17 protein-coding genes are annotated in these 21,300 nt (G+C 66.8%); 1 reads left to right on the top strand and 16 read right to left on the bottom strand.

Annotation, left to right across the window (positions count from 1 at the left end):
• Positions 1 to 8: 8 nt before the first annotated feature.
• The 9 genes from EJO69_RS02510 to EJO69_RS02470 form a co-directional block, all read right to left on the bottom strand.
• On the bottom strand, positions 9 to 1,910 hold the full coding sequence (locus EJO69_RS02510; protein WP_126038795.1) for a heavy metal translocating P-type ATPase: 1,902 nt from the start codon (positions 1,908 to 1,910) through the stop codon (positions 9 to 11).
• Positions 1,907 to 2,278: a Cd(II)/Pb(II)-sensing metalloregulatory transcriptional regulator CmtR gene (gene cmtR, locus EJO69_RS02505; protein WP_126038792.1), complete on the bottom strand. Its 372-nt coding sequence runs from the start codon at positions 2,276 to 2,278 to the stop codon at positions 1,907 to 1,909. The genes EJO69_RS02510 and cmtR overlap by 4 nt, the downstream gene beginning before the upstream one ends.
• 67 nt (positions 2,279 to 2,345) lie before the next feature.
• Positions 2,346 to 3,683 carry an MFS transporter gene (locus EJO69_RS02500; protein ID WP_126038789.1) on the bottom strand — a complete coding sequence of 446 codons (1,338 nt, stop codon included), beginning with the start codon at positions 3,681 to 3,683 and terminating at the stop codon, positions 2,346 to 2,348.
• A gap of 113 nt (positions 3,684 to 3,796) precedes the next feature.
• Entirely contained in the window at positions 3,797 to 7,222 is a 3,426-nt protein-coding gene (locus EJO69_RS02495; protein ID WP_126038786.1) for a TM0106 family RecB-like putative nuclease, read from the bottom strand.
• 132 nt (positions 7,223 to 7,354) lie between these two features.
• Positions 7,355 to 8,500 (bottom strand): MFS transporter, encoded by a 1,146-nt coding sequence (locus tag EJO69_RS02490; RefSeq protein WP_211331476.1) that lies wholly within the window; start codon positions 8,498 to 8,500, stop codon positions 7,355 to 7,357.
• Between the two features lie 127 nt (positions 8,501 to 8,627).
• Positions 8,628 to 8,924: a ferredoxin family protein gene (locus tag EJO69_RS02485; RefSeq protein ID WP_126038783.1), complete on the bottom strand. Its 297-nt coding sequence runs from the start codon at positions 8,922 to 8,924 to the stop codon at positions 8,628 to 8,630.
• Positions 8,924 to 10,216 (bottom strand): FAD-dependent oxidoreductase, encoded by a 1,293-nt coding sequence (locus tag EJO69_RS02480; protein WP_126038780.1) that lies wholly within the window; start codon positions 10,214 to 10,216, stop codon positions 8,924 to 8,926. Before EJO69_RS02480 ends, EJO69_RS02485 begins: the two co-directional genes overlap by 1 nt.
• The gene (locus EJO69_RS02475) at positions 10,213 to 11,073 is read right to left on the bottom strand and encodes an electron transfer flavoprotein subunit alpha/FixB family protein (protein ID WP_126038777.1); all 861 of its coding nucleotides are present in this window, start codon (positions 11,071 to 11,073) and stop codon (positions 10,213 to 10,215) included. Before EJO69_RS02475 ends, EJO69_RS02480 begins: the two co-directional genes overlap by 4 nt.
• Before the next feature lie 13 nt (positions 11,074 to 11,086).
• Entirely contained in the window at positions 11,087 to 11,839 is a 753-nt protein-coding gene (locus EJO69_RS02470) for an electron transfer flavoprotein subunit beta/FixA family protein (RefSeq protein ID WP_126038775.1), read from the bottom strand.
• 138 nt (positions 11,840 to 11,977) lie between these two features.
• On the opposite strand from EJO69_RS02470, the gene EJO69_RS02465 reads away from it, so the two are divergent.
• On the top strand, positions 11,978 to 12,598 hold the full coding sequence (locus EJO69_RS02465; RefSeq protein WP_126038772.1) for a TetR/AcrR family transcriptional regulator: 621 nt from the start codon (positions 11,978 to 11,980) through the stop codon (positions 12,596 to 12,598).
• Between the two features lie 5 nt (positions 12,599 to 12,603).
• Here the strand turns inward: EJO69_RS02465 and EJO69_RS02460 are convergent, their stop codons facing one another.
• From EJO69_RS02460 to EJO69_RS02430, 7 genes are read right to left on the bottom strand one after another with little or no spacing between them, the layout of a single operon-like run.
• Positions 12,604 to 13,938, bottom strand: coding sequence for an MFS transporter (locus EJO69_RS02460; RefSeq protein ID WP_126038770.1), 1,335 nt, complete (start codon positions 13,936 to 13,938; stop codon positions 12,604 to 12,606).
• Positions 13,939 to 13,977: 39 nt separating this feature from the next.
• The gene (locus EJO69_RS02455) at positions 13,978 to 14,853 is read right to left on the bottom strand and encodes a MaoC/PaaZ C-terminal domain-containing protein (RefSeq protein ID WP_126038767.1); all 876 of its coding nucleotides are present in this window, start codon (positions 14,851 to 14,853) and stop codon (positions 13,978 to 13,980) included.
• 13 nt (positions 14,854 to 14,866) lie between these two features.
• A complete protein-coding gene (locus tag EJO69_RS02450) occupies positions 14,867 to 16,420 on the bottom strand; it encodes an AMP-binding protein (protein WP_126038765.1) in 1,554 nt (517 codons plus the stop codon).
• A 10-nt stretch (positions 16,421 to 16,430) separates the two neighbouring features.
• A complete protein-coding gene (gene caiB, locus EJO69_RS02445) occupies positions 16,431 to 17,654 on the bottom strand; it encodes an L-carnitine CoA-transferase (RefSeq protein ID WP_126038762.1) in 1,224 nt (407 codons plus the stop codon).
• A gap of 13 nt (positions 17,655 to 17,667) precedes the next feature.
• Entirely contained in the window at positions 17,668 to 18,801 is a 1,134-nt protein-coding gene (caiA, locus tag EJO69_RS02440; RefSeq protein ID WP_126038758.1) for a crotonobetainyl-CoA dehydrogenase, read from the bottom strand.
• A 47-nt stretch (positions 18,802 to 18,848) separates the two neighbouring features.
• Positions 18,849 to 19,820 (bottom strand): acetyl esterase, encoded by a 972-nt coding sequence (aes, locus tag EJO69_RS02435; RefSeq protein ID WP_126038755.1) that lies wholly within the window; start codon positions 19,818 to 19,820, stop codon positions 18,849 to 18,851.
• Positions 19,813 to 21,117, bottom strand: a complete 1,305-nt coding sequence (locus tag EJO69_RS02430; RefSeq protein ID WP_245993725.1) for an MFS transporter — start codon at positions 21,115 to 21,117, stop codon at positions 19,813 to 19,815. The genes aes and EJO69_RS02430 overlap by 8 nt, the downstream gene beginning before the upstream one ends.
• Positions 21,118 to 21,300: the final 183 nt, after the last annotated feature.

Raw genomic sequence — 21,300 nt, 5'->3', positions numbered from 1 at the left:
ACCAGCCTTCAGACGGTGACTGCCTGTGGCGTGCTCGTTCCCGCTGTTGGCCTGCGGGATGCTCGCAGGCCGTTGAGGATGACGATGATCTCGCCGACCTCATGAACGAGGACAACCGCAGCGAGGCCGAGGACGCCGCTGATGGCGAGGGGGACGAGGGCGGTGATGATGAGGAGCGACAGGAGGATGTTCTCGTCGATGATGCGCCTTCCCCTACGGGCATGGCGCACCGCCTGCGGCAGGAGGCGCAGGTCATCGCCGAGGAAGGCGATGTCGGCTGATTCGATCGCGACATCCGAACCCGTCAGGCCCATGGCGATGCCGAGGTCGGCAGAGGCAAGGGCGGGACCGTCGTTGATGCCATCGCCGACCATGGCCGTGCGGCCGCGGCCCGTGAGCCCGGCGATCGCGTCCGACTTGTCCTCGGGCCGCAGGTTCGCTCGCACGTCGTCTATCCCCGCGGCTGAGGCGAGGGCCCGTGCCGACGCCTCGCTGTCGCCTGTCAGCATGACCGTCTCGATGCCGTCCTCGTGGAGGAGCCCGATGGCCTCGGCGGCCTCGGATCTCAGCTCGTCGCGCAGGCCGATTGCGCCGACCGGCTCGCCCTCACGGTGAACGATAACGGCGGTCATGCCGCTCCCCTGCAGTTCCTTAACCTTGGCGGTGAGGTGGCCTGAGCTCAGCCACGTCGGGTTGCCAACGGCGACGCGGGCACCGCCGACCGTCCCTGTCATGCCCAAACCCGCGGACTCCTCGGCGTCGGAGGCCGGCGGTGCTGCAACTGCGTCCGTGATCGCCCGTGCGAGCGGGTGGGTGCTGTGCTGCTCGAGGGCGGCGGCCAGAGACAGGACGTCGTCGGCGGTGTATTCGGGGGCCGTCTCGACCCGGACGACGCTCGGGCTGCTCATCGTCAGCGTGCCCGTCTTGTCGAATGCCATTGCCCGGATCCCGCCGAGCTCTTCGAAGGCTGACCCCGACTTGAAGACGACGCCGAAGCGGCTCGCCGCACCGACGCCGGCGACAACGGTGAGCGGCACAGAGATTGCGAGCGCGCACGGGGAGGCGGCGACGAGGACGACAAGGGAGCGGGTGATCCACAGTTCCGGGTCGCCGAAAAGAGAGCCGAGGATCGCGACCGCGGCGGCGAGGATGAGAACGCCGGGGACAAGGGGCCGGGCGATGCGGTCGGCGATGCGGGCGCGCTCGCCCTTTTCCTGCTGGGCCTGGCGGACGAGCCTGACGACGGTTGTCAGCGAGTTGTCGGTGCCGCTCGCGGTTGCTGTCAGCGTGAGCGGCGCGGTGAGGTTGATGGAGCCGGCGATGATCTCATCGCCCACACCGACATCGACCGGGATCGACTCACCGGTGATCGCCGACGTGTCGAGCCCGCTGCGGCCGTTCGCGACGATCCCATCGGTCGGGACCCGCTCCCCCGGCCTCACGAGGATCGTGCCCCCGACTGTGAGCTGGGCGGCGGGGATCTCGGCGGCCGCACCGTCGACCACGACCGTCGCCGTCTCGGGGACGAGAGACAGCAGCGAGCCGAGCCCGGACCGCGCCCTGTCCATCGCCCTATCCTCGAGGGCTTCGACGATGGAGTAGAGGAAGGCGAGCGCCGCCGCCTCTTCGACATAGCCGAGGATGATGGCGCCGAGTGCGCTGATCGTCATGAGCAGGCCGATGCCGAGGCGGCGCTCGGTGACCAGCGTCCGCACGGCCGTGGGAGCGAACGTGTACCCGCCGAGGAGAAGACCTGCCCAGTAGAAGGCCGCACCGCCCGCGCCGAGCTGTTCAGCGGTGAAGCCCGCCGCCAGCGCGAGGCCGGAGAGGATTGGAAGGAGGATCTCGGTGTCCCGCCACCAGGGGGTCTCCTCTTCCCGCTCGTCGTGTTCGCATCCGCATGCGCTCATGCCCCCACCCCGCAGTCGGAGCACTCCGGATCGAGGCAGGGCGCGGACTCGTCGGCGTCGAGCGTGATGTCGACGAGGGCTAAGAGCGCCTGTGTGAGGTGCCCGCCCGCCATCTCGTACCGGGTCTGACGGCCCTCGCTCACGGCGAGGACGATGCCGCAGTCGCGCAGGCAGGCCAGATGGTTCGACACGTTCGAGCGTGACAGGCCGAGGTCGTGCGCGAGGTCGGACGGGTAGGCCGGCCCGTCGAGGAGGGTGAGAAGGATCCGCGAGCGCGTCGAGTCCGCCATCGCCCGCCCCAGCCTCTGCATGACGTCGAGACGCTCGGATCGGGACCGTGCCCCGCGGTCCGCTTCAATGTTCAGCATGGACTGAACTATACAGCAGGCGATGAACCGTCAGCAGTCCTTGGTCCCGTTCAGGGCTCTGTCTTGGTCACGCCTTGGCGGAGACGTCCGGCAGTGTGCCGCCGGCGAAGACACCGATGAGGCCCATGGCCGCGAGGAACAGCAGCGCCCAGATGATCGCAACGGCGGCGATGGCGGAGCTGATGGCTCCGACGATGAGGAGGATGATCCCCATGGCCGTGTTCGACACGGCCGTGTACGTCGTCCGCTTATCGCCCTCCGCCATGTCGACGATGTAGGTCTTGCGTGCGACGCGCACTCCCGTGTGGGTGAGCCGGATGAGGAAGTAGCCGACGACGAAGACGGCCGTCCCGACCCATGACGCGCCATCGAAGCCCGGCAGGGACACGGCGATGACGATGGCGATGATGACCGCCGAGGCGAGGCCCGCGCCGACGCTCATGAGACGCCTGCTCGACCTGTCGGCGAAGCGGCCGAAGATCCGGCCGCCGATGAGGGCGGCGAGCCCGGAGGCGATGACGAAGCCGCCGAGGCCGACGAGCATATTCGAGCCCTCCTGGATCGACATGGTGACGATGAAGGGCGGACTGAGCGCGGAGACAAGCAGCAGGCTGCGGACGAGGACAAAACGGCGGAAGACATCATCGTCCCGGAGCAGGGCAACCATGCCGGCGAACCAGTTCGGCGAATCATTCGACTCCTCAGCCCGTGCGGAATCCGTGGTGCCCTCCTCCGAGGGTTCGGTGATGCCCGCATAGACGACGGCGACGAGTGCCCACAGGAGGGCGCCGCCCGCCAGCATCCACGCGAGCTGCCCCGGTGAGAGATCCTCGCCGCCGAAGGCGCGGATGGCGAGACCGAGGGTGATGGCGACGATGCCGGAGGCGGTCGTGGCGAGACCATTGATCTGGCCGCGCTCACCCTTCGGGATTGTTCGACCCTGCACGTCTTTCGAGGAGATCGATCCGAGGCATCTGCCGAGTGAGAAGACCGCGAGTGCGATGATGATGAGCACTCCGGCTGTCAGGCCCTCGGCGAGCGCGGCGGTGCCCGCCATGAAGGCCACCGAGGCGGATTGGATGAGGGCTCCGGTGACGAACACCCACTTCCGGTGCCTGACCTTGAGGACGAGCGGGGTGAGGAAGGCCTGCGGAAGCATCGAACCCGATTCACGGATCGGGACGAGCACGCCCGTGAGCGAGGGTGGGACGCCGAGGACGGCGAACAGCCAGGGCAGGACTGTGGAGGCGTTGACGATCTGATCGCCCGAGGATTGGAGGGCGTTGCCGACGACCTGGCGCATGCCGTTCTTCGGGATGTTGCGCCGCACCTCGTCCGGCATGGCCTCGGCCGCCTTGGGGCTGCGGGTCACGAGGGTGGAATAGACTCTCTCACTTCTGCTCACGCCAGAACCCTAGTCCATGCCGAGGTCACTCAGAGGGCAGGATCGGTGGAATGTCGGGAATGTCTCGTCAGCGCCGAAGGTCCCCGGAGTCTGCTGGAGAGTGATGGGTGTCCTCAGGCGTCGGCGCCGACGAGCCGGGCGAACCTGCTCATCTCCGCCAGTCCGGCCGGGGTGGGCGGCAGGTGGTCGATGAGGCCGGGCGAGTAGAGGATGTAGGACGTCCACATGGCCCGGGAGATCGAGACGTTGAGTCGGTTGCGCTGGAGCAGGAACTCGAGCCCGCGGGGCACGTCCGCAGCGGATGAGGCTGCGAGGGTCGTGATCGCGATGACGGCCTCCTGACCCTGGAAGCGGTCGACGGTGCCCACCTTGATCTCCCCCAGCCCCGCACGATCGAGTGCGCGGCGCACGGTGTCGACCTGGGCGTTGTAGGGGCTGACGACAATGATGTCGCCCTGGCCGAGGGCCTTCGACTTCTCGCCATCGAACCAGTCCTGGCCGAGATGGGAGGCGGCGATCCGAACAACCTCCTCCGCCTCCTCAACAGATGACGTGACATTACCCCGGTGGTGCATGGGGATCGCCTCGACACCGGGAGCGACGCCCGACAGTGACCGCTCCGCGGTGCACCGGTGGGAGTGGAGCCTGCCCTCATAGGACAGCGCGGAGACCGCAGCGGTCACCGGCGCACTCATTCGCCTCGATTCAGGGAGGAAGTACCCGTACTCGGGCGGGAGGACGTCATGCCCGGCGCTGAGGAAGCCGAGCGCCGAGATATCGACAGGCTCCGGGTGGGTGCCGACCGTGACCTGCGGCAGCTGCTGGGGATCACCGACGAGGAGGAGCCGCCTCGCGCAGGCCGCGGCGGCGATCGTGTTGGCGAGCGAGAACTGCCCGGCCTCGTCGACGACGAGCAGGTCGAGACCGCCCGCCGCCATTTTCGCGAAGCACCAGGCGGTGCCACCGATGAGGGCGCCGGATCCGGCTCTGAACTCATTAGCCCTCGCATTCGGGACATGGGTGATCGGAAGCGGCAGTCGCCCGCGGTCCTTGGTCTGCGCTTTGGCGATGAACTCCGGATCGAGTCCGTATTCGTGGGCCTTGATGAGGACGTTGTCGATGACCTTGTGTGACTGGGCGACAACGCCGACCCGCCAGCCCTGGCGGACCAGCTCGACGATCGTGTGTGCGGCGACGTAGGTCTTGCCCGTCCCGGGAGGGCCCTGGACCGCAAGATAGCTATGGTCGAGGTCCCGAAGGGAGGCGATGACGGGTGTGACCGTATCGTCCACGCTCATGGGCGCCGGACCCCCGCCGGACACGAACCGGGGAGGCCGCCGGCACAGGAGGTCCCCCAGCGGATCGGCCGGAATCGCTCCCGAGTCGTGTGCGCGGCGCACCCAGGCTTCGATGCTCACCTCGAGGTTGCCAATTTTGGGCGGCGAGCCGGGCGTCACCGCGAAGGGAAGGGTGTCGTAGGACTCCGTCCCTTCCTTCAGTCGTTCTTTCACGGTCACCGTGCGGTCGCCGTGATCGACGATGGTGGACTCGATTGCCATCCGCTGGCCGGGGTGATTCTCAGAGACGACGCCCTCGTCGTAGACGAGGAAGCAGCCGCCGTCGCTCGGCGTGCTGCCCGCCGCCCATTCCCCCGTCAGTAAAAGGTCGCGGGACCTCGTCTTGGCGCGCGGCAGGATTGACCAGTCGCGAATGACTGTCGCCTCATCGACGAGGAAAACGTTCCGCGTTCCTGCCCACTCGGAGACCGGCTCGCTCAGGCGTGCGAAGTGCTCCCACCAGAACGACTTTTCCTCCCGCCGGTGGTACTGGAGGGCGGCTGCCGCCAACCCCCATGCCCTCTCCTCCGCCGTCCGGCTCAGGTCGAACGGATCCCCAGCGCGTTCCATGACCTCGGCCTCGAGGCGGGTGCGTTCGGCAGACTCCGGCTGCGCCGGCCTCTCCTCTGTTGTGCCGCCGGTCGGGGGTGTGGCGGGGTGCTCGGCGGCAAGGTCACGGAGCCAGTCGCGCAGCTTGAGCGTCGAGAGGCAGTCGTACCGGTTGTAGTCGGCGATCTCGTCGAGGATCGCCGCGGCTTCATCGGCGCGCCCGGCCTCGGACAGCTGGACGTAGAGTGCGTACTGGTCGACGCTGTCGGCCGCCGTCGTCACGCCCTCCCGATGCTCGCCTGCCATGTGGAGCGCCTCGACCGCCTTGATCGAGTACGAGGGGCTGCCGATGAGGAGGCCTCGGCCCACGATCGAGTACAGGTCGACGAGGACGCCCTCCCTCAGGAGGGTGTCGACCCGATCCTCCCCGACCGCGTGCCGCTGGGCGAGCGAGGCGAGGTGAGCCCGCTCGTAGCTCGCGTAATGGTAGATGTGCATGTCGGGATGCTGAACCCTGCGGGCCTCGACGAAGTCGAGGAAATCGAGGAGCGCCTGGCGCTCCTCCCTCAGATCGTGCGCCCAGAACGCCGTGAACTCACCCGCCGCGTCGACGAGCCCGAACAGGTAGTCGAGCCCCCACGTCGCCCCGTCCGGCGTCCACAGCGGATCACCCTCGAAATCGAAGAAGATGTCACCCGCGCTTGGCGCCGGCAGTGCAGCCAGCGCCTGGGGATCGATAACCGTGAACCGGGGCTGGTCCAGGCCTTCGCTCGCGATCTGCAGACTGGCCTGGGAGGCGAGCTTCGACATGGTCCGCGCGGGTACACCGCCTGTCGGGGAGCCCTCCCGCCAGGCCGCCACATCGTCGATGCTCTGTAGCCCCGCCGATCTGAGCTTGGCGCGCTGGGAACCCCGCAGTCCGTGGATGAGCCACATGTCGCGATGCTCGTTGATCCCAGACGCGCAGTCCTCACAGGAGCCGCACCTCGAGTACCGATCATCGCCCCACTCGACCGGCCCGGCCGCCTCGAGACGCTCGCCGACGATCTGGGCGAGCCTCCTGCGCCGCAGCGCATACATCGGCTCGATGTCCGCGAGCAGATGGGTGCTCATCGTGCCATCGCCGAGGACGAGATCGACCCGATCGTCGACCGGGATGCCGAGCGCCCTCAGCCGACCCGCGTAGGCCGCGAGCTGAAGGAGCGCGGTCACCCGCGCGGTGCGGGCGAGCTTCGTGTCCTGCACCCGGTACGAGCCGTCCTCCTGAAGGACGAGGAAGTCGGCGAAGCCGACGAACGGCAGGCCACGATCATCATCGGCGAGAAGCGCCGCCTGGTAGACCACGTCCGCCTGGGACCTCAGCGCGGCCAGCGTCTCCTCGGCCGCCTTCTCGAGGCTGAGCCGGTCATGCCGGGCGGGGCGGCCGATGATTGCGACCCGCCTGCCCAGGTCCCGATGTCGGTTGAGCACCCGCTGCTCATGGACCTCGCCGAGGCCGGCCGTTCGCGCCATCATCGCGTCGACGCTCCGCTCGAGTGGATCGAGGCGTCCCAGCCGCTCATCGAGCCGCCTGAGCCAGGAATACTCGCACGACGATGCCGCCGCGAGGTCACTCGCACTCGCGATGACCCGTCTGTCACTGTCGATCTCCATGCCGCTCCCCCATCCGGATGATCACTCCACTGTGCCCTCCACTGTGCCCTACGGCACTGCCGGAAACAGGCAGAACAGCGGCGCGGCGCGGGCCAACTGCCCGTGCCCAGTGGCCGTCTGGCCAGTGACCTTCTAGCCGTTGACCTTTGGAGTCCGCCGGATCGCGAGCGGCAGCGTGAGCAGCGAGATCGCGCCGCCGACGAGGATGGCGGTGCTGAAGGAGGAGCCTGCGGCGATCGCACCGATGGCGACGGAGCCGATGCCCGTGCCCGCGTCGAAGCCGATGTTCCACGCCGCGCTCGCGGATCCGTAGTGCGCGCGCTTGACCCCGTCGAAGGCGATGAGGAGCGTGAGATTCTGCAGTCCGCCATAGCCGATTCCGACGAGGGAGGTGCCCATGAGCAGGACGGCGATCTGGGTCGTCTCCTCTCGGACGGAGAAGGCGATGAGGGCCATGCCGATCGTTGTCGCCACGACGAGCGGCCACACGAAGCGCCGGGCGCCGAACTCATCCGCGAGCCCGCCGAGGCGCCACCGCGAGGCCGCGGCGAAGACGGTGAGATGGAGGAGTGCGACCATGGCCATCCAGGGCGCCGACACCATCTGGGCGAGGAAGGTGATGATGGCGCCACCCGCGAGGGTGACCGCCAGGAGGAGGAGGATCGGCCGCAGGAGATTCCTGTACGGGGCTCGTTCGAGTGGCTTCGGGAGGCGCTCCATCCGCCTGCCGAGGATGTAGGCGGGCACGGCGCCGAGGATGGGCAGGAGGCCAACCGCGAACATCGTCTCGAAGCCGAAGCGTTCGGCGAACCAGGGCCCGGTCGAGATGAAGAGGATCTGGGGGGCGGCCACCGCGAGACCATAGACGCCGATCGCCTCTCCCCTGCGCATCGGATCGACGAGCTCGGCGATGAGGGCGCTGCCCGTGACGGTGATGATGCCGAAGCCGATGCCGCGCAGGCCCGAGACGAGGAGGATGAGGCCGAGGCTGTCGCCGAAGAACAGGCCTGCCGTCGGCAGCCCGAGGAAGAGCGTGCCCGTGACGAGGACCGACTCCCAGCCGAACCGACGCAGGGCCGCCGGCACCATGAGCTGAGTGAGGACGGTCGTCAGCATGAGCATGCCGTTGACCAGCCCGACACCGCCCGCATCGGCCCCACCCTGGGCCGCCCACAGCGGCGCGACGGGCATGAGGGCGGAGTAGCCGGAGAAGGCCAGCGCCGTCATCGCAACGACGAGGGGCATGCCCGGGGAGCGGAGCACAGAGGTTCTAGTCACGCCAGCCAGGATAGCGCTCAACCAGCGCAGTCAAGCGATACGGCCTGAGCAGATTCGTCACAGCCGTACGATTCCGACGGAGTCGGCGAACGGAAACGGCCCGCTCACAGGGAGCGGGCCGACCTGGCTAGCCTTCGCGGAAGACGATGCCCGTTCCGGAACTCGGGTAGTGCCACGTGAGGGCGCCCGGTGCGGCGACCGCCAAACACGTGCCGCATTCAAGGCACGCCGCGTACTCGACGTCGATCGTGCCATCCTCACGCTCGGAGTAGACCTGCGCGGGGCAGATCCGGACGAGGAGCTTACCCGTGCCGGTCGCCTTGGCGATCTCCTGGTTGACCTCGATGTGGGAGTTGCCCTCATCGATCTCGTAGTGGTTGCCGGCCAGCCTCTGGGTGACTGACTCGTTGACAAAATCAGACATCAGAGTGACCTCATTCCTTGGTAGCCGATCTTCGCCAGGCGCCGCACCGTCAACCCCGACCGTTTGAAGGCGCCGAGCGCGACCTTGACGAGCGGTCTGCGGGGGCTCAGGTCGTGGTTGAAGACGTCATGCATGACATCCGCCACGAGGACACCCATCTGCCCGTAGAGCTCCTCGTTCTCGAGGAAGGCGGGCGCCTTCGCATACGTCGCCATGTCCTGACCGACGAAGCTCTCGTTGAAGAACGTCGTGTAGCTGCCGAGCGCCTGTGCCGTCACCGTATCGGCCTTGAGGGCCCGGTCGACCGCCTGGGCGGCGGCGCGGGCCGAGCCCGCGGCCAGGTCCATGCCCCGCACCGTGAAACCGGTGTTGAGGCAGAGGCCCGAGGCGTCGCCGATGATGAGGAGCCCGGGGTGGACGACATCCCCCATCATCCCCTGCCCGCCCTCCGGCACCATGTGACAGCCGTATTCGAGAAGCTCTCCGCCCTCGAGGAAGGGGGCGATGAACGGGTGGGAGAGGAAGTGGTCGTGCACGTCGCTCGAGGCCTCGCCCTTGGCGGCGAGATCATCGAGCCGAAGCACGACGCCGATGGAGACGCTGTCCGTGTTCGTGTACATGAACCCGCCGCCGGCGACGCCCTTCGTGCAGTCGCCGACGACCGCGTACGCGGCCCCGTCGTTGCCCGACAGGTTGAAGCGCTGCCTGATTGTGTCCTCGCCGAGCCGGATGACCGACTTGACGCCGACCGCGAGGTCCTTCGTCTCCGCCTTGGACCGGATGCCGGCCTTCTGGGCGAGGAAGGAATTGACGCCATCCGCCGCGATGACGACGCGGGCGCGAAGCTCGTCCTCGCCCGCGCGGACGCCGACGAACTGCTCGCCCTCACGGAGGAGCTCATCGACCCTGATGCCGGGCATGACCGTCACGCCGGCCTCTTCGCACTGCTCGGCGAGCCACGCATCGAGCTTTGCCCGCAGCACGGTCACCGCATTGACGGGCTCCGCCAGCCGCTGGTCCCAGTAGTCGATGGTGACGGCCGAGCCCTCGTTGAGGAATGAGACGCAGTTGCGGGTGATGGTCCGCTCGACCGGCGCCTCCTCAAGGAAGTTCGGGAAGATCTCCTGCATGATCCTGCAGTAGAACACGCCGCCGGAGAGGTTCTTCGAGCCCGGCTCGACACCCCGCTCGACGAGGAGGACCTCGTGGCCCTCCTGCGCGAGCAGGTAGGCGCAGACCGTCCCCGCGACACCGCCACCGACGACGATGACATCGAAGTCGTAGTCGGTCACGCGAGCGCCTCTGTCAGTGCGGGCAGGACCTCGTAGAGGTCGCCGACAATGCCGTAGTCGGACTGGGAGAACATCGGCGCCTTGTCATCGCTGTTGATGGAGATGACGGTGCCCGATCCTGCCATGCCGGCCGTGTGCTGCATCTGGCCGGAGATGCCGATCGCGACGTAGACCTCGGGGGCGACATGCTGGCCGGTGATCCCGATGTAGCGGTCGCGGGGCAGCCACTCGGTGCCCTCGGACAGCGGCCTCGAGCAGGCGATCTCCGCGCCGATGGCCTTCGCGAAGTCCTCGGCGAGCCTCAGGTCCTCCTCCGACTTGAAGCCGCGGCCGACGGCGACGATCCTCTTCGCGGCCGCGAGGTTGACGGACTCGCCATCGGAGCGGCTCGTCGAGGTGACGACGGCGGCGTGGACGGTTGCGGGGCCTGTCTCCGACGCGGGGACGTCGCCCACGGGGGTCGTGCCGCCATCCGCGACCGCGACGACCGCGGACTCGAAGGAGACGGTCTCCTCGACGATGCCGCCGTAGCGGGCGAGGCGGGCAGTGCCGTCACCGATCGCCGTGACGCCCGAGAGGACGGGCGCGTCGAGCTTCGCGGCGACCGCACCGGCGAGGACGCGCTCCGCGGAGCGGTTCGCGGCGAGGATGATGTCGCCGGGTTCGGCCGTGATCGCCTCGGCGACGGCCGGGGCGGCCGCCTCGGCGGGCGTGCCCTCGGCGACGGGGATGACGATCTGCCGGGCGGCGCCCGGGATGTCCGCGCCGAGGGTGACGGCGGTGACGGGTCGGCCCGCGGCGAGCTCAAGAAGGTTCGCGACGTCGGGGTTCACTGCAATAAGCCAAATCTGTGCCATGTTCATCTTCTTTCTAGAGAATGCCTGCTGCGCGGAGCTCGCCGGCCAGGCCGGCTGCGTCGGCGGAGCTGCGGATATCGTTCTTACGCGCCTGCGGGGCGGGCCTGCTGCGGTCGGTGACCGTGACGGCGGCGTCGGACACGCCCACTTCGTCGGCCGTGGCCTCCTCGAGCGGCTTCTTGCCGGCGGCGAGGATGTCCTTCATCGAGGCCGCCTTGACCTCGACCGCGTCGGACGTGGCCGCGAGGACGGCCGGTCCGGTGATGTCGATCGTGCGGGTGCCGCCGGTGACGGCCTGGATGACGGTGACGCCATCCGCGGTCTTCTGAACGCCGAGCACGTCCTGGAAGCAGGGCCAGCCGAGGTGGCCGGCGAGGATCGCCGGGACGATCCGGGCGCCCTCATCGATTGAGGAATCGCCCGCGAGGACGACCTCGACATCGTCGACCCTGCGGACGAGGCCAGCCAGGGCGGACGCGACCTTCGTCGCGTTCCACTCGGCGCTCGCATCATCGGCGACGACGAGGGCCCGATCGAGGCCCTTCGAGATGGCATTCTTCTTCGCCATGGAGCTGGCGACCGCGGCGGTGCCGACGGAGACGCCGACAACCTCGCCATCGCCCGCGATCGTGCGGGCAAGGCCGATGGCGACGGGGTCGTATTCGGACACGGCGGGCTTGGCGCGCGACCAGTCGATCTGGCCATCGGCCCCGACCGAGGCGTCCTGGGGATTGAACGCGTACTTGTAAGCGACGACGACGCTCATGGTTTCCTCTTTCTGTGTGTGGTGTGCAGCGTGGTGCCGGGCACGCGGTGGCCGCGTGGACTTAGGTCTCAGGTCCCCGGACTTTGGACCTGATTGGATAGTTCAGCGAGACATTTTGGCTCTGTGGAGGGAAGACACGTGACTCAGTTCTCTATTGTTGGGCGGCCGCGAAGCAGCGATGCGGATGAGCGGATCATGCGCGCAGCGCTCGATCTCTACGGCGAAGCCGGCTGGTACGGGTTCAACCTGACGAACGTGGCGAAGCTGGCCGGCGTCGGAAAGTCGACGATGTACGCCCGCTGGAACAGCCGGGACCGCCTCCTCATCGACTCCTTCAACCAGTTCATCGAGTTCCCCCCGATCACGGGCACGACGGTCCGGGAGATCCTGCGCGACGAGGTGATCTACCGCCTCGGCCTCTACTTCGGCGAGCATTCGAAGGCGATCCGCCGCATCCTCGTCGAGATGAACACGGAGAACGAGCCCGCCCTCATCGAGATATACAACGCGCACGTCCTCTACCCGATGCGGGCGGTCCGCGACCGTCTCTGGATCCTCAAGAATGCCGGCGAGCTGTCGACGCAGATCTCCGTCACGCGCCTGCTCGACGCCATCGAGGGATCGACGCTCATGCGCGCCCTCACCCTCCACCCGGACAATGTCGAATGCTTCAAGACCGAGTTCGCCGAATACGCCGACGACCTGGTCGATGATCAGCTGCGGATCCTCCACCATGCCGGGGACCTGCGCCTCGCCTGAGATCCTCATCGCGACGCCACCTTCCGGGCATTGAAGCCCTCGGATGAGGTCTCGGTCAGCGGGTATCCGGAGGTCTCCGGCGCCCAGGCGATCGAGATCCACAGGCCCAGCAGGGAGATCCCCGCGCCGACGAGCATGGTCATGCCCGTCCCGTTCTCCGCGAGGAACGTCGGCAGGATGTAGATCGAGACGACGGTGCCGATGCGGGACAGGGCCATGGCCGCCCCCATCGCCGTTGCACGGACGCTCGTGGGGAACAGCTCGTTCGGGTAGAGCCACTGGAGGTTGCCCGGGCCGCCCGAGGCGATCGCGTAAATCGCGAAGCAGCTGACGACGACGACCATCGTGGGCGCGGGGATGATGCCGAGGATCGCGAGGGAGGCCGTCATGATGACGAAGCTCCAGATGATGAGGGGGCGCCTGCCCCAGTACTCGGCGAGGAACATGGCCGGGATGGTGCCGATCATGAAGAAGGTGCCGATGATGATCTCGCCGATGAGGGCCGCGCGGCCCTCGCCGAAGCCGAACCCGGAGATGATCTGCGGGCCGTACGTGTAGATGGCGTACATGGGGATTGCCTGGCACAGCCAGATGACGCCGACGAAGATGATGCGCTTGAGGTAGGTGCCGTGCAGGAGCCTGCGCAGATCCGTCTTCTCTGCCGTCTCATCCTCGAGCTGGACCGGCGTGTGGAAGATCGACTCCATGATGGACTCGGCCTCGTCCGTGCGGCCCTTCGACATGAGCCAGCGCGGGGATTCGGGGATCGACCAGCGCCCAATGAGGATGATGAGGCACGGGATGATCGAGCTCGCGAGCATCCACCGCCAACCGCCCTTGAGGTCGAGGAGGAAGTAGCCGACCACGTAGGACGTGTTCGCCCCGATGTACCACATCGCTGCGATGAAGCCCATCGAGATCGCCCGGTAGCGGCGCGGCGTGAACTCGGCGATCATCGAGGTCGCGATTGGATAATCCGCGCCGACGGCGAGGCCGATGAGGAATCGGACGATGAAGAGCTGGAGCGGGCTCGCCACGAAGGCGGAGATGATGGAGAGGATGCCGATGAGCGCGATGTCGATGATGAACATCCGCTTCCGGCCGAGCAGGTCGGTGAGCCATCCGCCGACAGAGGCGCCGAAGAACAGGCCGATGAGGGAGGCGACTCCAAGGAGTCCGTTCCAGTGCTCATCGATTCTGAACTCGCTGACGATGAGGGGCAGCGCGACGCCGATGACGCCGAGCACGTATCCCTCGAGGAACGGACCTCCCGATGAGTAGAGGGTGATCCGTTTGAGGAATGTGTTCATCCCCAGATCGTCGAGGCTAACTTTCTGCATTCTTCCTTCTTCCGCTGCGGGTGGCCCGCTCCAGTTCGCCTACTTGAATTCGATGATTCCCCAGTTGAGGTGGGGCTTCGCTCCCGTCGCGTCGACATCCTCATCGACGAGGCGGAAGCGGAGCTCGCCCTCGCCGACCTTCCACAGCTCGGTCCTGAGCGTGGTGCCCGGGTGGACGGGTGAGGTGATCCGGGTCTTGAAGCGGGTGATCCGCTCCGGCTCGCCGGGGACGAACTCGTTGATGGCGTGGCGCATGACGACGCCCGCGTAGGAGATCGCGTGGAGGATCGGGCGCGGCTCGCCGTTCTCGGCGGCGTAGTCCCAGTCGATGTGCTGCGGGTGGTAGTCGCCCGACAGGCGGTAGATGAGCGCCTGGTTCTCGGGGATACGCTCGGTCACGACAACGTCCGGCTCACGGTCCGGCATCTCGACGATGTCCTTCGGTGCGGCGGGGCCGCCCCAGCCGCCGTCGTAGATGAGGCAGTCCCACGACTCGGTCGTGAACAGCTTCGTGCCATCCGAGTCGTACGTGTCGCCGATGTGCTGGGCGAGCAGGCCGCGACCCTCGCCGCGGTCGAAGAGGCCCTCAAGCCTGACGAAGGTCTCGAGACGGTCCGCCATCTTCGTGATCGGCTCATGGAACGTGATGTCGAAGCCCCAGTGGAGGGAGCCCGCGTAGTTGTAGCCGTAGTCGATGGTGCGCGTGACCTCGGAGTCGACGATGAGCATCGCGCCGAACATCGGGAGCACCTTGAGCTCCGGGTTCGTCGAATCCTTCTCGTTGATGTACTCGAGGCCGTCCCGGCCGTCGATGCCGGCGCCGCAGCCGAGCGCGAAGAGCTCGAGGTCGCGGAACGTGTATTCGCGGACGAACGGGCCAAATGTCTGGCCCACCATCTCCGTATTGATCGCCATATCTGGTCTCCTTCTAGTGACTGGTCGTGATGTGAGGTGTCGGCTGACAGGCCCGCGGCCGGTCAGAGATCTCTGCGGGTTCCTTGAGGGCCTGGCGGTTGACCTTGCCGTAGGCGCCGCGCGGCAGAGCGCTGCGGAACTCGATGATTGTGGGAACTTTGAAATAGGACAGCCTGCGGGAGGCGTAGTCGATGATGGACTGGGCGGTCACATGCTCGGATGCGGGGACGACGACAGCCTTGACCGCCATGTCCCGCACCTCGTCGACCACGCCGACGACGGCGACTGCCTCAACTCCGGGGCACCCGGACAGCACGCACTCGACCTCGGTGGCCGAGACGTTCTCGCCGGCCCGCTTGATGAGGTCGAGGTGCCGGTCGAGGAAGAAGAACCAGCCCTCCTCGTCGACGACGGCGTAGTCACCGGTGCGGTACCAGCCATCGGCCAGCACAGCGGCGGTCGCCGCCGGGTCGTTCCAGTAGCCCATCATGAGGCTGACCCCGGGGATGCCATGGATGTAGAGCTCCCCGCACTGACCGGCTGGCTGCTCGGTGCCGTCCTCGGCGCAGATCCGTGCCCGGTAGCCGGGCCCGATCCTGCCGATCGAGGGCCAGCGCCGCTCCCCGACCGGCGGGTCGGTGATGACGCCGACAAGAGACTCTGTCGAGCCGTAGTTGTTGAGCAGGGTGACGCCGAAGCGGGAGGTGAACTCCTCCTTCTCGGCATCGCTCAGCGGCAGGAAGTAGTGCATGTCGCGCACGACATGATCCCTCTCCCCCGGATCGACCGGCTGCTTGAGCATGGTTCGGGCGATCATCGCCATCCCCTGGACGAGGGTGGCGCGATGGCGGCGGACTGACCTCCAGAAGCGCGTCGCCGAGTAGCGTGTGAGGGCGACGAGGGTCGCGCCTGCCTCGATGACGGGCATGAGGGCCGAGAACTGGAAGTTGATATGGCTCATCGCCATCGACGTCAGCAGTCGGTCCGTGCTCGTCATCGCCATCTGCCACACGCAGAACTCGCCCGAGAAGGTCGCGTTGCGGTGCGACAGCATGACGCCCTTCGGCCGGGACGTCGTGCCCGAGGTGAACATGATCTGGAAGAGGTCGCTGCCCGCCGGGCTGTCTCGGCGTGCCCGCGGCGGCGCAGGTGGTGTGCTGTAGGCGCCCTCCGCGCAGCCCCGGATGTGGAGCTGCGGGGACTCGAGGTCCGCCCCGAGATCGGGGTCGGACACGACGAGACGTGCCCCGGTGTGGCCCAGGATGTAGCGGGCCTCGCAGGGTGTGCTGGCCGCGTTGATCGGGACGAGGACGCCGCCGATCTTCGCCAGCGCCAGGAGGGTCTCGATGAACTCGACAGAGTTGTGGAGGAGCGTGGCCACGCGGTCGCCGGCGCGGATGCCGCGATCGGCGAGGATGTCCGCGAGGGCCTCGACCCGAGAGTCGAACTGCCCGTACGTGTACCGACGGACGCGCCCCGAATCCGGATCCTCGAAGACGAGGAACTCGGCCTCAGGGTGAGACACGCACCGTGCCTCCCACAGCTCCCCCACACTCATGTCTGTCATCGCGCGCAGCCTACGGCTGCTCCACCTGCTCTCCGAACTTCACTGCGCCCGACTCGCCGAAGCGACGGATGTCCTCATCCGAGAAGCCGGCACGCTCAAGGACGTCGCGTGAGTCCTGGCCGAGGTTCGGCATGGGCCGCCAGAAGCCGCCCGGGTTCTTCGCGAACGTCGGGAACGTGTTCGGACCGCGGACGGTCTTCCCCTCAGCGTTCTCCCACTCGATGAAGTTGTTCCGCAGCGCGACATGCTCGTCGGCCAGAACATCCTTGATCTCGTTGACGACCTGGGCCGCGATCCTGTGGGCGACGAAGTCCTTCTCGACATCCCACTTCGACCGGGCGGCGAGGTACTCCTCGAGCTTCTGCTCGATGAGCTCCGCCTTGGGGCCGTCGAGCCACAGAGCGGACGTGCCCTCCGGGTACTCCTCGGTGCCCCACAGGTCGCCGAGGCCGATCTGCTCGAGCAGGTACTTGTTCTGCGGGACGCCGTACAGGCACAGACCGATGTAGCCGTCCGCGCACTCGTAGAGGCCGATGCCGCACAGGTTTTGGTGGCGCCCGCCCGGACGGTCGTACGTCACGCCGGCGTTGAGGTAATCCATCATGTAGTACGACCCGACGCGGAGCATCGTCTCGTACATGGCGACCTCGACCGACTCGCCCTCGCCCGTGACGCCGACCCTGTGGAGGGCGGCGAGCGAGGATGACACGATCATGAGCGCGTTGAAGTAGTCCGCCCCGTAGGGGTGGATGTTCATCGGCTGCTCGGGCGTGCCGTTCTGGGCGACGATGCCGGCGTAGGCCGCGACCGTCAGGTCATAGGCCGCCGATTCGACGCGCTCCTTGACCCCGGTCAGGCCGAAGCCGGACACGTGGACGATGACGAGCCTCGGGTTGATGCTCCACAGCCACTCATCGGTGATCCCCTTGCGGGCGTAGGTGCCGCCCTTGGAGGACTCGATGAAGATGTCCGCATCCTTGACGAGGCCCGCAAGGGCCTCCTTCCCCTCCTCGGTGAAGGCGTTGAGGGAGATCGACCGCATGTTGCGGCGCTCCATCTCCTTCACCCAGGCGGTGTCGCGCATGGAGTCACCGCTCCACACGTTCTCGATCCACGTGACATCCGCACCCCACTCGCCCATGATCGCGGCCGCGGTGGGCGCAGCGATCTCGACGGCCGAGTAGACGACCTTGACGTCATCGAGGACGCCGAATGACGGTTTCACTGTCTCCATTGAGCTCTTCCCCTTACCTGTAGTCCCGCAGCGCCGCGCGGCCGGTCGCGAGGATCATGACCTCGTCGGTGCCGCCCGAGACGCGGTCGACCCGCAGGTCGCGGTAGGCGCGCTGGACGCGGTGCTCGCCCGTGACGCCGATGCCGGCGAGGACCTGCAGCGCGTGGTCGACGACCTCGCTGGACGCGTGCGAGCAGTAGTACTTCGCCATCGAGCAGTCGCCGCGGCCGAGCGTGCCGTTACCGGACTTCCAGGCGATCTCGTACAGCATGTTCCGCATGTTGACGAGGGCGACCTTCATCTCCGCGAACTTGAGCTGGATGAGCTGGGTGCGGCCGATGGCCTCACCGCCCTGGACGCGCTGGTTCGCGTACTTCGCCGCATCCTCGAACGCCATGTAGGCCGTGCCGTAGTTGGTCAGCGCGACGAGGAAGCGCTCGAGGTCGAAGTCCTGGACACCGCGCATGAACGCGTTGCCCTCGGTGCCGAACAGATCGGACTCCTCGAGCTCGACGTCATCGAAGTAGAGCTCCGCGCACGAGTCCATCTTGAGACCGAGCTTCTTGAGCGGCTCCTTCGTGATGCCGGCCTTCGACATGTCGACGAACCATTCGGAGTAGACCGACATGTCGTCGGCGTTGCGGGCCATGACGATCATGTACGGCGCGTGCATGGCCGACGTCTGGAACGTCTTGTGTCCATTGAGATAGACCTTGCCGTCCCTGCGCGTGTACGTTGTCGCCATCTCGTCCCACGAGGAGCCCGCACCGGGCTCCGTCATGGCGTAGTTGAGCATCTGCTGACCGGTACCGACGAAGGAGAGGATCTTCTCCTTCTGCTCCTCGGTGCCCTCGCGCAGGACCGTGCTCCAACCGGGCAGCTGGTAGAGGACGTAGGTCGGTCCGCCCATGCGGCCCAGCTCCTCGTACGCCGCGGTGAGCGCCGTCCAGTCTAGTCCGAAGCCGTCGTGCTCCTCCGGCAGGAGAATCCGGTCGAAGCCGAGCTCGCAGATCGCCTCAACCCACTCGATCGGGTACTCCGAGTTCGTGTCGCACTCGCGGAAGTAGTCCTCCCAGTTGCGCGACTCCATGAGCTGGCGATAACCCTCGACCATGAGCTCCTGGTCTTCGTTCAGCGAAAAATCCATGGTGATGTCACTTCTTTCTGTGTGGTGGTGGTTGTGCGTGGCCGCACCTAGGACCGTTCGGCCTGTGCGCGATAGAAGTCGGCCGCAGCCGCAATGGCCGCTCCCGCTTCGGGCACAATCCGTGAATGATGGAGGAAGGCGTGGATGATGCCCTCGTAGATGTCGAGCGTGACCGGGATTCCGGAGTCCTTGAGGATCTCCGCGAGGAGACGCGAGTCATCGAGCAGCGGGTCGAGATCCGCGGCGACGATGTAGGTGGCCGGCATGTCCCTCGTCAGATCGTTCTGGAACAGATCGAGGAACCGGTCGGTCATCTGGCTCTCATCGGTCAGCGCCTGGCTCAGGTAGAAGCGGAGCTCCTCCTGGGTGATGCCGTCCCACGGGCCGCCGAGGCGGCGCTGCGAGGGCGAGTCGCGCAGGCCGTACCACCCGTAGAAGAGGAGAAGGGCGCGAACATTGTCTGCCGCCTTTTCGACGTCCCGCAGGTAGAGGTAGGAGCCGAGCGCAATGTGGGCCCCGCCGGAGTCACCCGCGAACGAGACATCGGCGTTGTCGATGCCCCACTCGTCGGCGGCAGCGCGAATCGCCTGGACGACCGCGACGCACTGCTGGAGGTTGGTCGGGTACTTCGTCTCGGGGGCGAGCCCGTAGTCGATGGCGATGACCGCCGCGCCGGACTCCTCGGCGATGAGCCGGGTCATCCTGTCGTGGGTGTCAAGGTCACCGAGGCACCAGCCGCCGCCGTGGGTGAAGAAGATGGCGGGAAGGACAGCATCGGCGGTCGGACGGTACATCCGGACCTTGATCTCGCCGTGCTCGGTGGGGATGACGCCATCGACGGTGGCGGCCATGACCGGCCCGCCCTCGTTCCAGTAGGCGCGCTCCCTGCGGTAGCCCTCCCTCATCTCCGCCACGCTCTGGTCGGTGGAGTAGACGTCGGCTGCGAGTTCGTTCTGCTTCGCCACCGCCTCGCCTGTCTCTGCCGTCCAGCGCGAGGGGACATCGATCTTGTTAACCACGGGTCGGCTCCACCTCGACTGCCGTTTCGGCGAGCGCTGCCTCAGCCGCTGCCGGCGGAATCGTGCCCTGGGCTGCGATCTCGGCCTCGATGACCGCGTCGGCCGTGCGGGCGTTCGTCCTGCGGACGTAAAGGATGAGGGCGATGGCGCAGACCATGGCGAGCACCGCGACGCCGGCGAGGATGCCGAAGATCTGCGGGTACGCGTCGTTGCCCTTCTCGTCGATCATTGCGCCGAACCACTTCGAGGAGAACGTGTCGGGCAGGAAGCCGACGACCGAGAGGAGGCCGGTCGCTGTACCGAAGATGGTGAGCGGAACCTTGCCCTCGGTGAGCTGCGAGGAGACGATGCCGAACACGCCGTTTGCGATGAAGCCGAGCAGGACGATGATGAGGGCCGCGATGATGGTCGCCGCCTGGTTCGACGGGAGGAAGGTGAGGACGACGATCGAGATCGCGGTGACGAGTGAGCCTGCCGCGATGATCTTCGACGGGGAGTTGACGGCCTTCGCCATGAAGCCGAACGCGGGGCCGGACAGGAGGGTGACGCCGTAGGTGCGGATGACCGAGACGAACGTGGCGATGCCGACGCTCGCGCCGAGGACCGACGTGAGGTAGGGGGTCGTGTAGGAGACGCCCGTGTAGTAGAAGTACACGCAGAACATCGTGGCCGCGGCGATCCAGACGACAGGAGACTTGAGCGCGTCGCGCAGCTCCGACAGGGAGAAGCCGTTCTCCTTCGTGTTCGCGATCTCGCCCTCGAACTTCGGGATGAAGAGGAAGGAGAGGACGCCAAGGACGAGGATGATGCCGGCGAGGATCCAGATGAGCGAGCGGACGGCCATGTCCATGTTCGTCGCCATCCACGAGATGATGGCGAGCTGGACGACACCCATGATGAGGCCGGCGGCGCCGTAGACGCCGTAGGAGAGGCCGATGTTGCGCGAGTAATCCTCCTCTTCGGAGATGAGGCGGACGAGCTTGAAGCGGATGCCCCACCAGATGAGGATCGTTGTCACGCCCATGCCGACGAAGATGAGGTGCAGCATGACCATCGACGGAAGCAGGCCGTACATGAAGGTGAGGACCGCGGTCGAGCTGAAGCCGACCCAGGCCAGGGTGCGCATGCGGATCTTGTCGGCGATGATGCCGGACGGGAGGTAGCAGATCGTCGCCGTGATCGCGTAGGCGGTGATGAGCGAACCGATCTGCTCATTGCTGGCGTTGAGCGCCTCCATGAGCGGGTCATAGATGACATTCTTGAGGTAGGCAGGTGCATAAATAATCGAACTACCCATTGATACGAGAATAAGCAGGAAAATCCGATGACCCTTGGTCAAATCGTTCGCCCGCACCTCCTCACGAAGATTGATCATTGGTGTTGCCTTTCAGAAAAGGGAGCGCCGCCAGCGGCCGCAGTGAAGACTGTGTGGAAATTGATCGTGCCGTCCGGCGAGAGTTCGCCCCTGCACATCAGTCAT

The organism is Flaviflexus salsibiostraticola, from assembly GCF_003952265.1.
In the GTDB taxonomy this organism is placed as follows: domain Bacteria; phylum Actinomycetota; class Actinomycetes; order Actinomycetales; family Actinomycetaceae; genus Flaviflexus; species Flaviflexus salsibiostraticola.
This window is presented reverse-complemented; position numbering and strand designations above follow the sequence as displayed.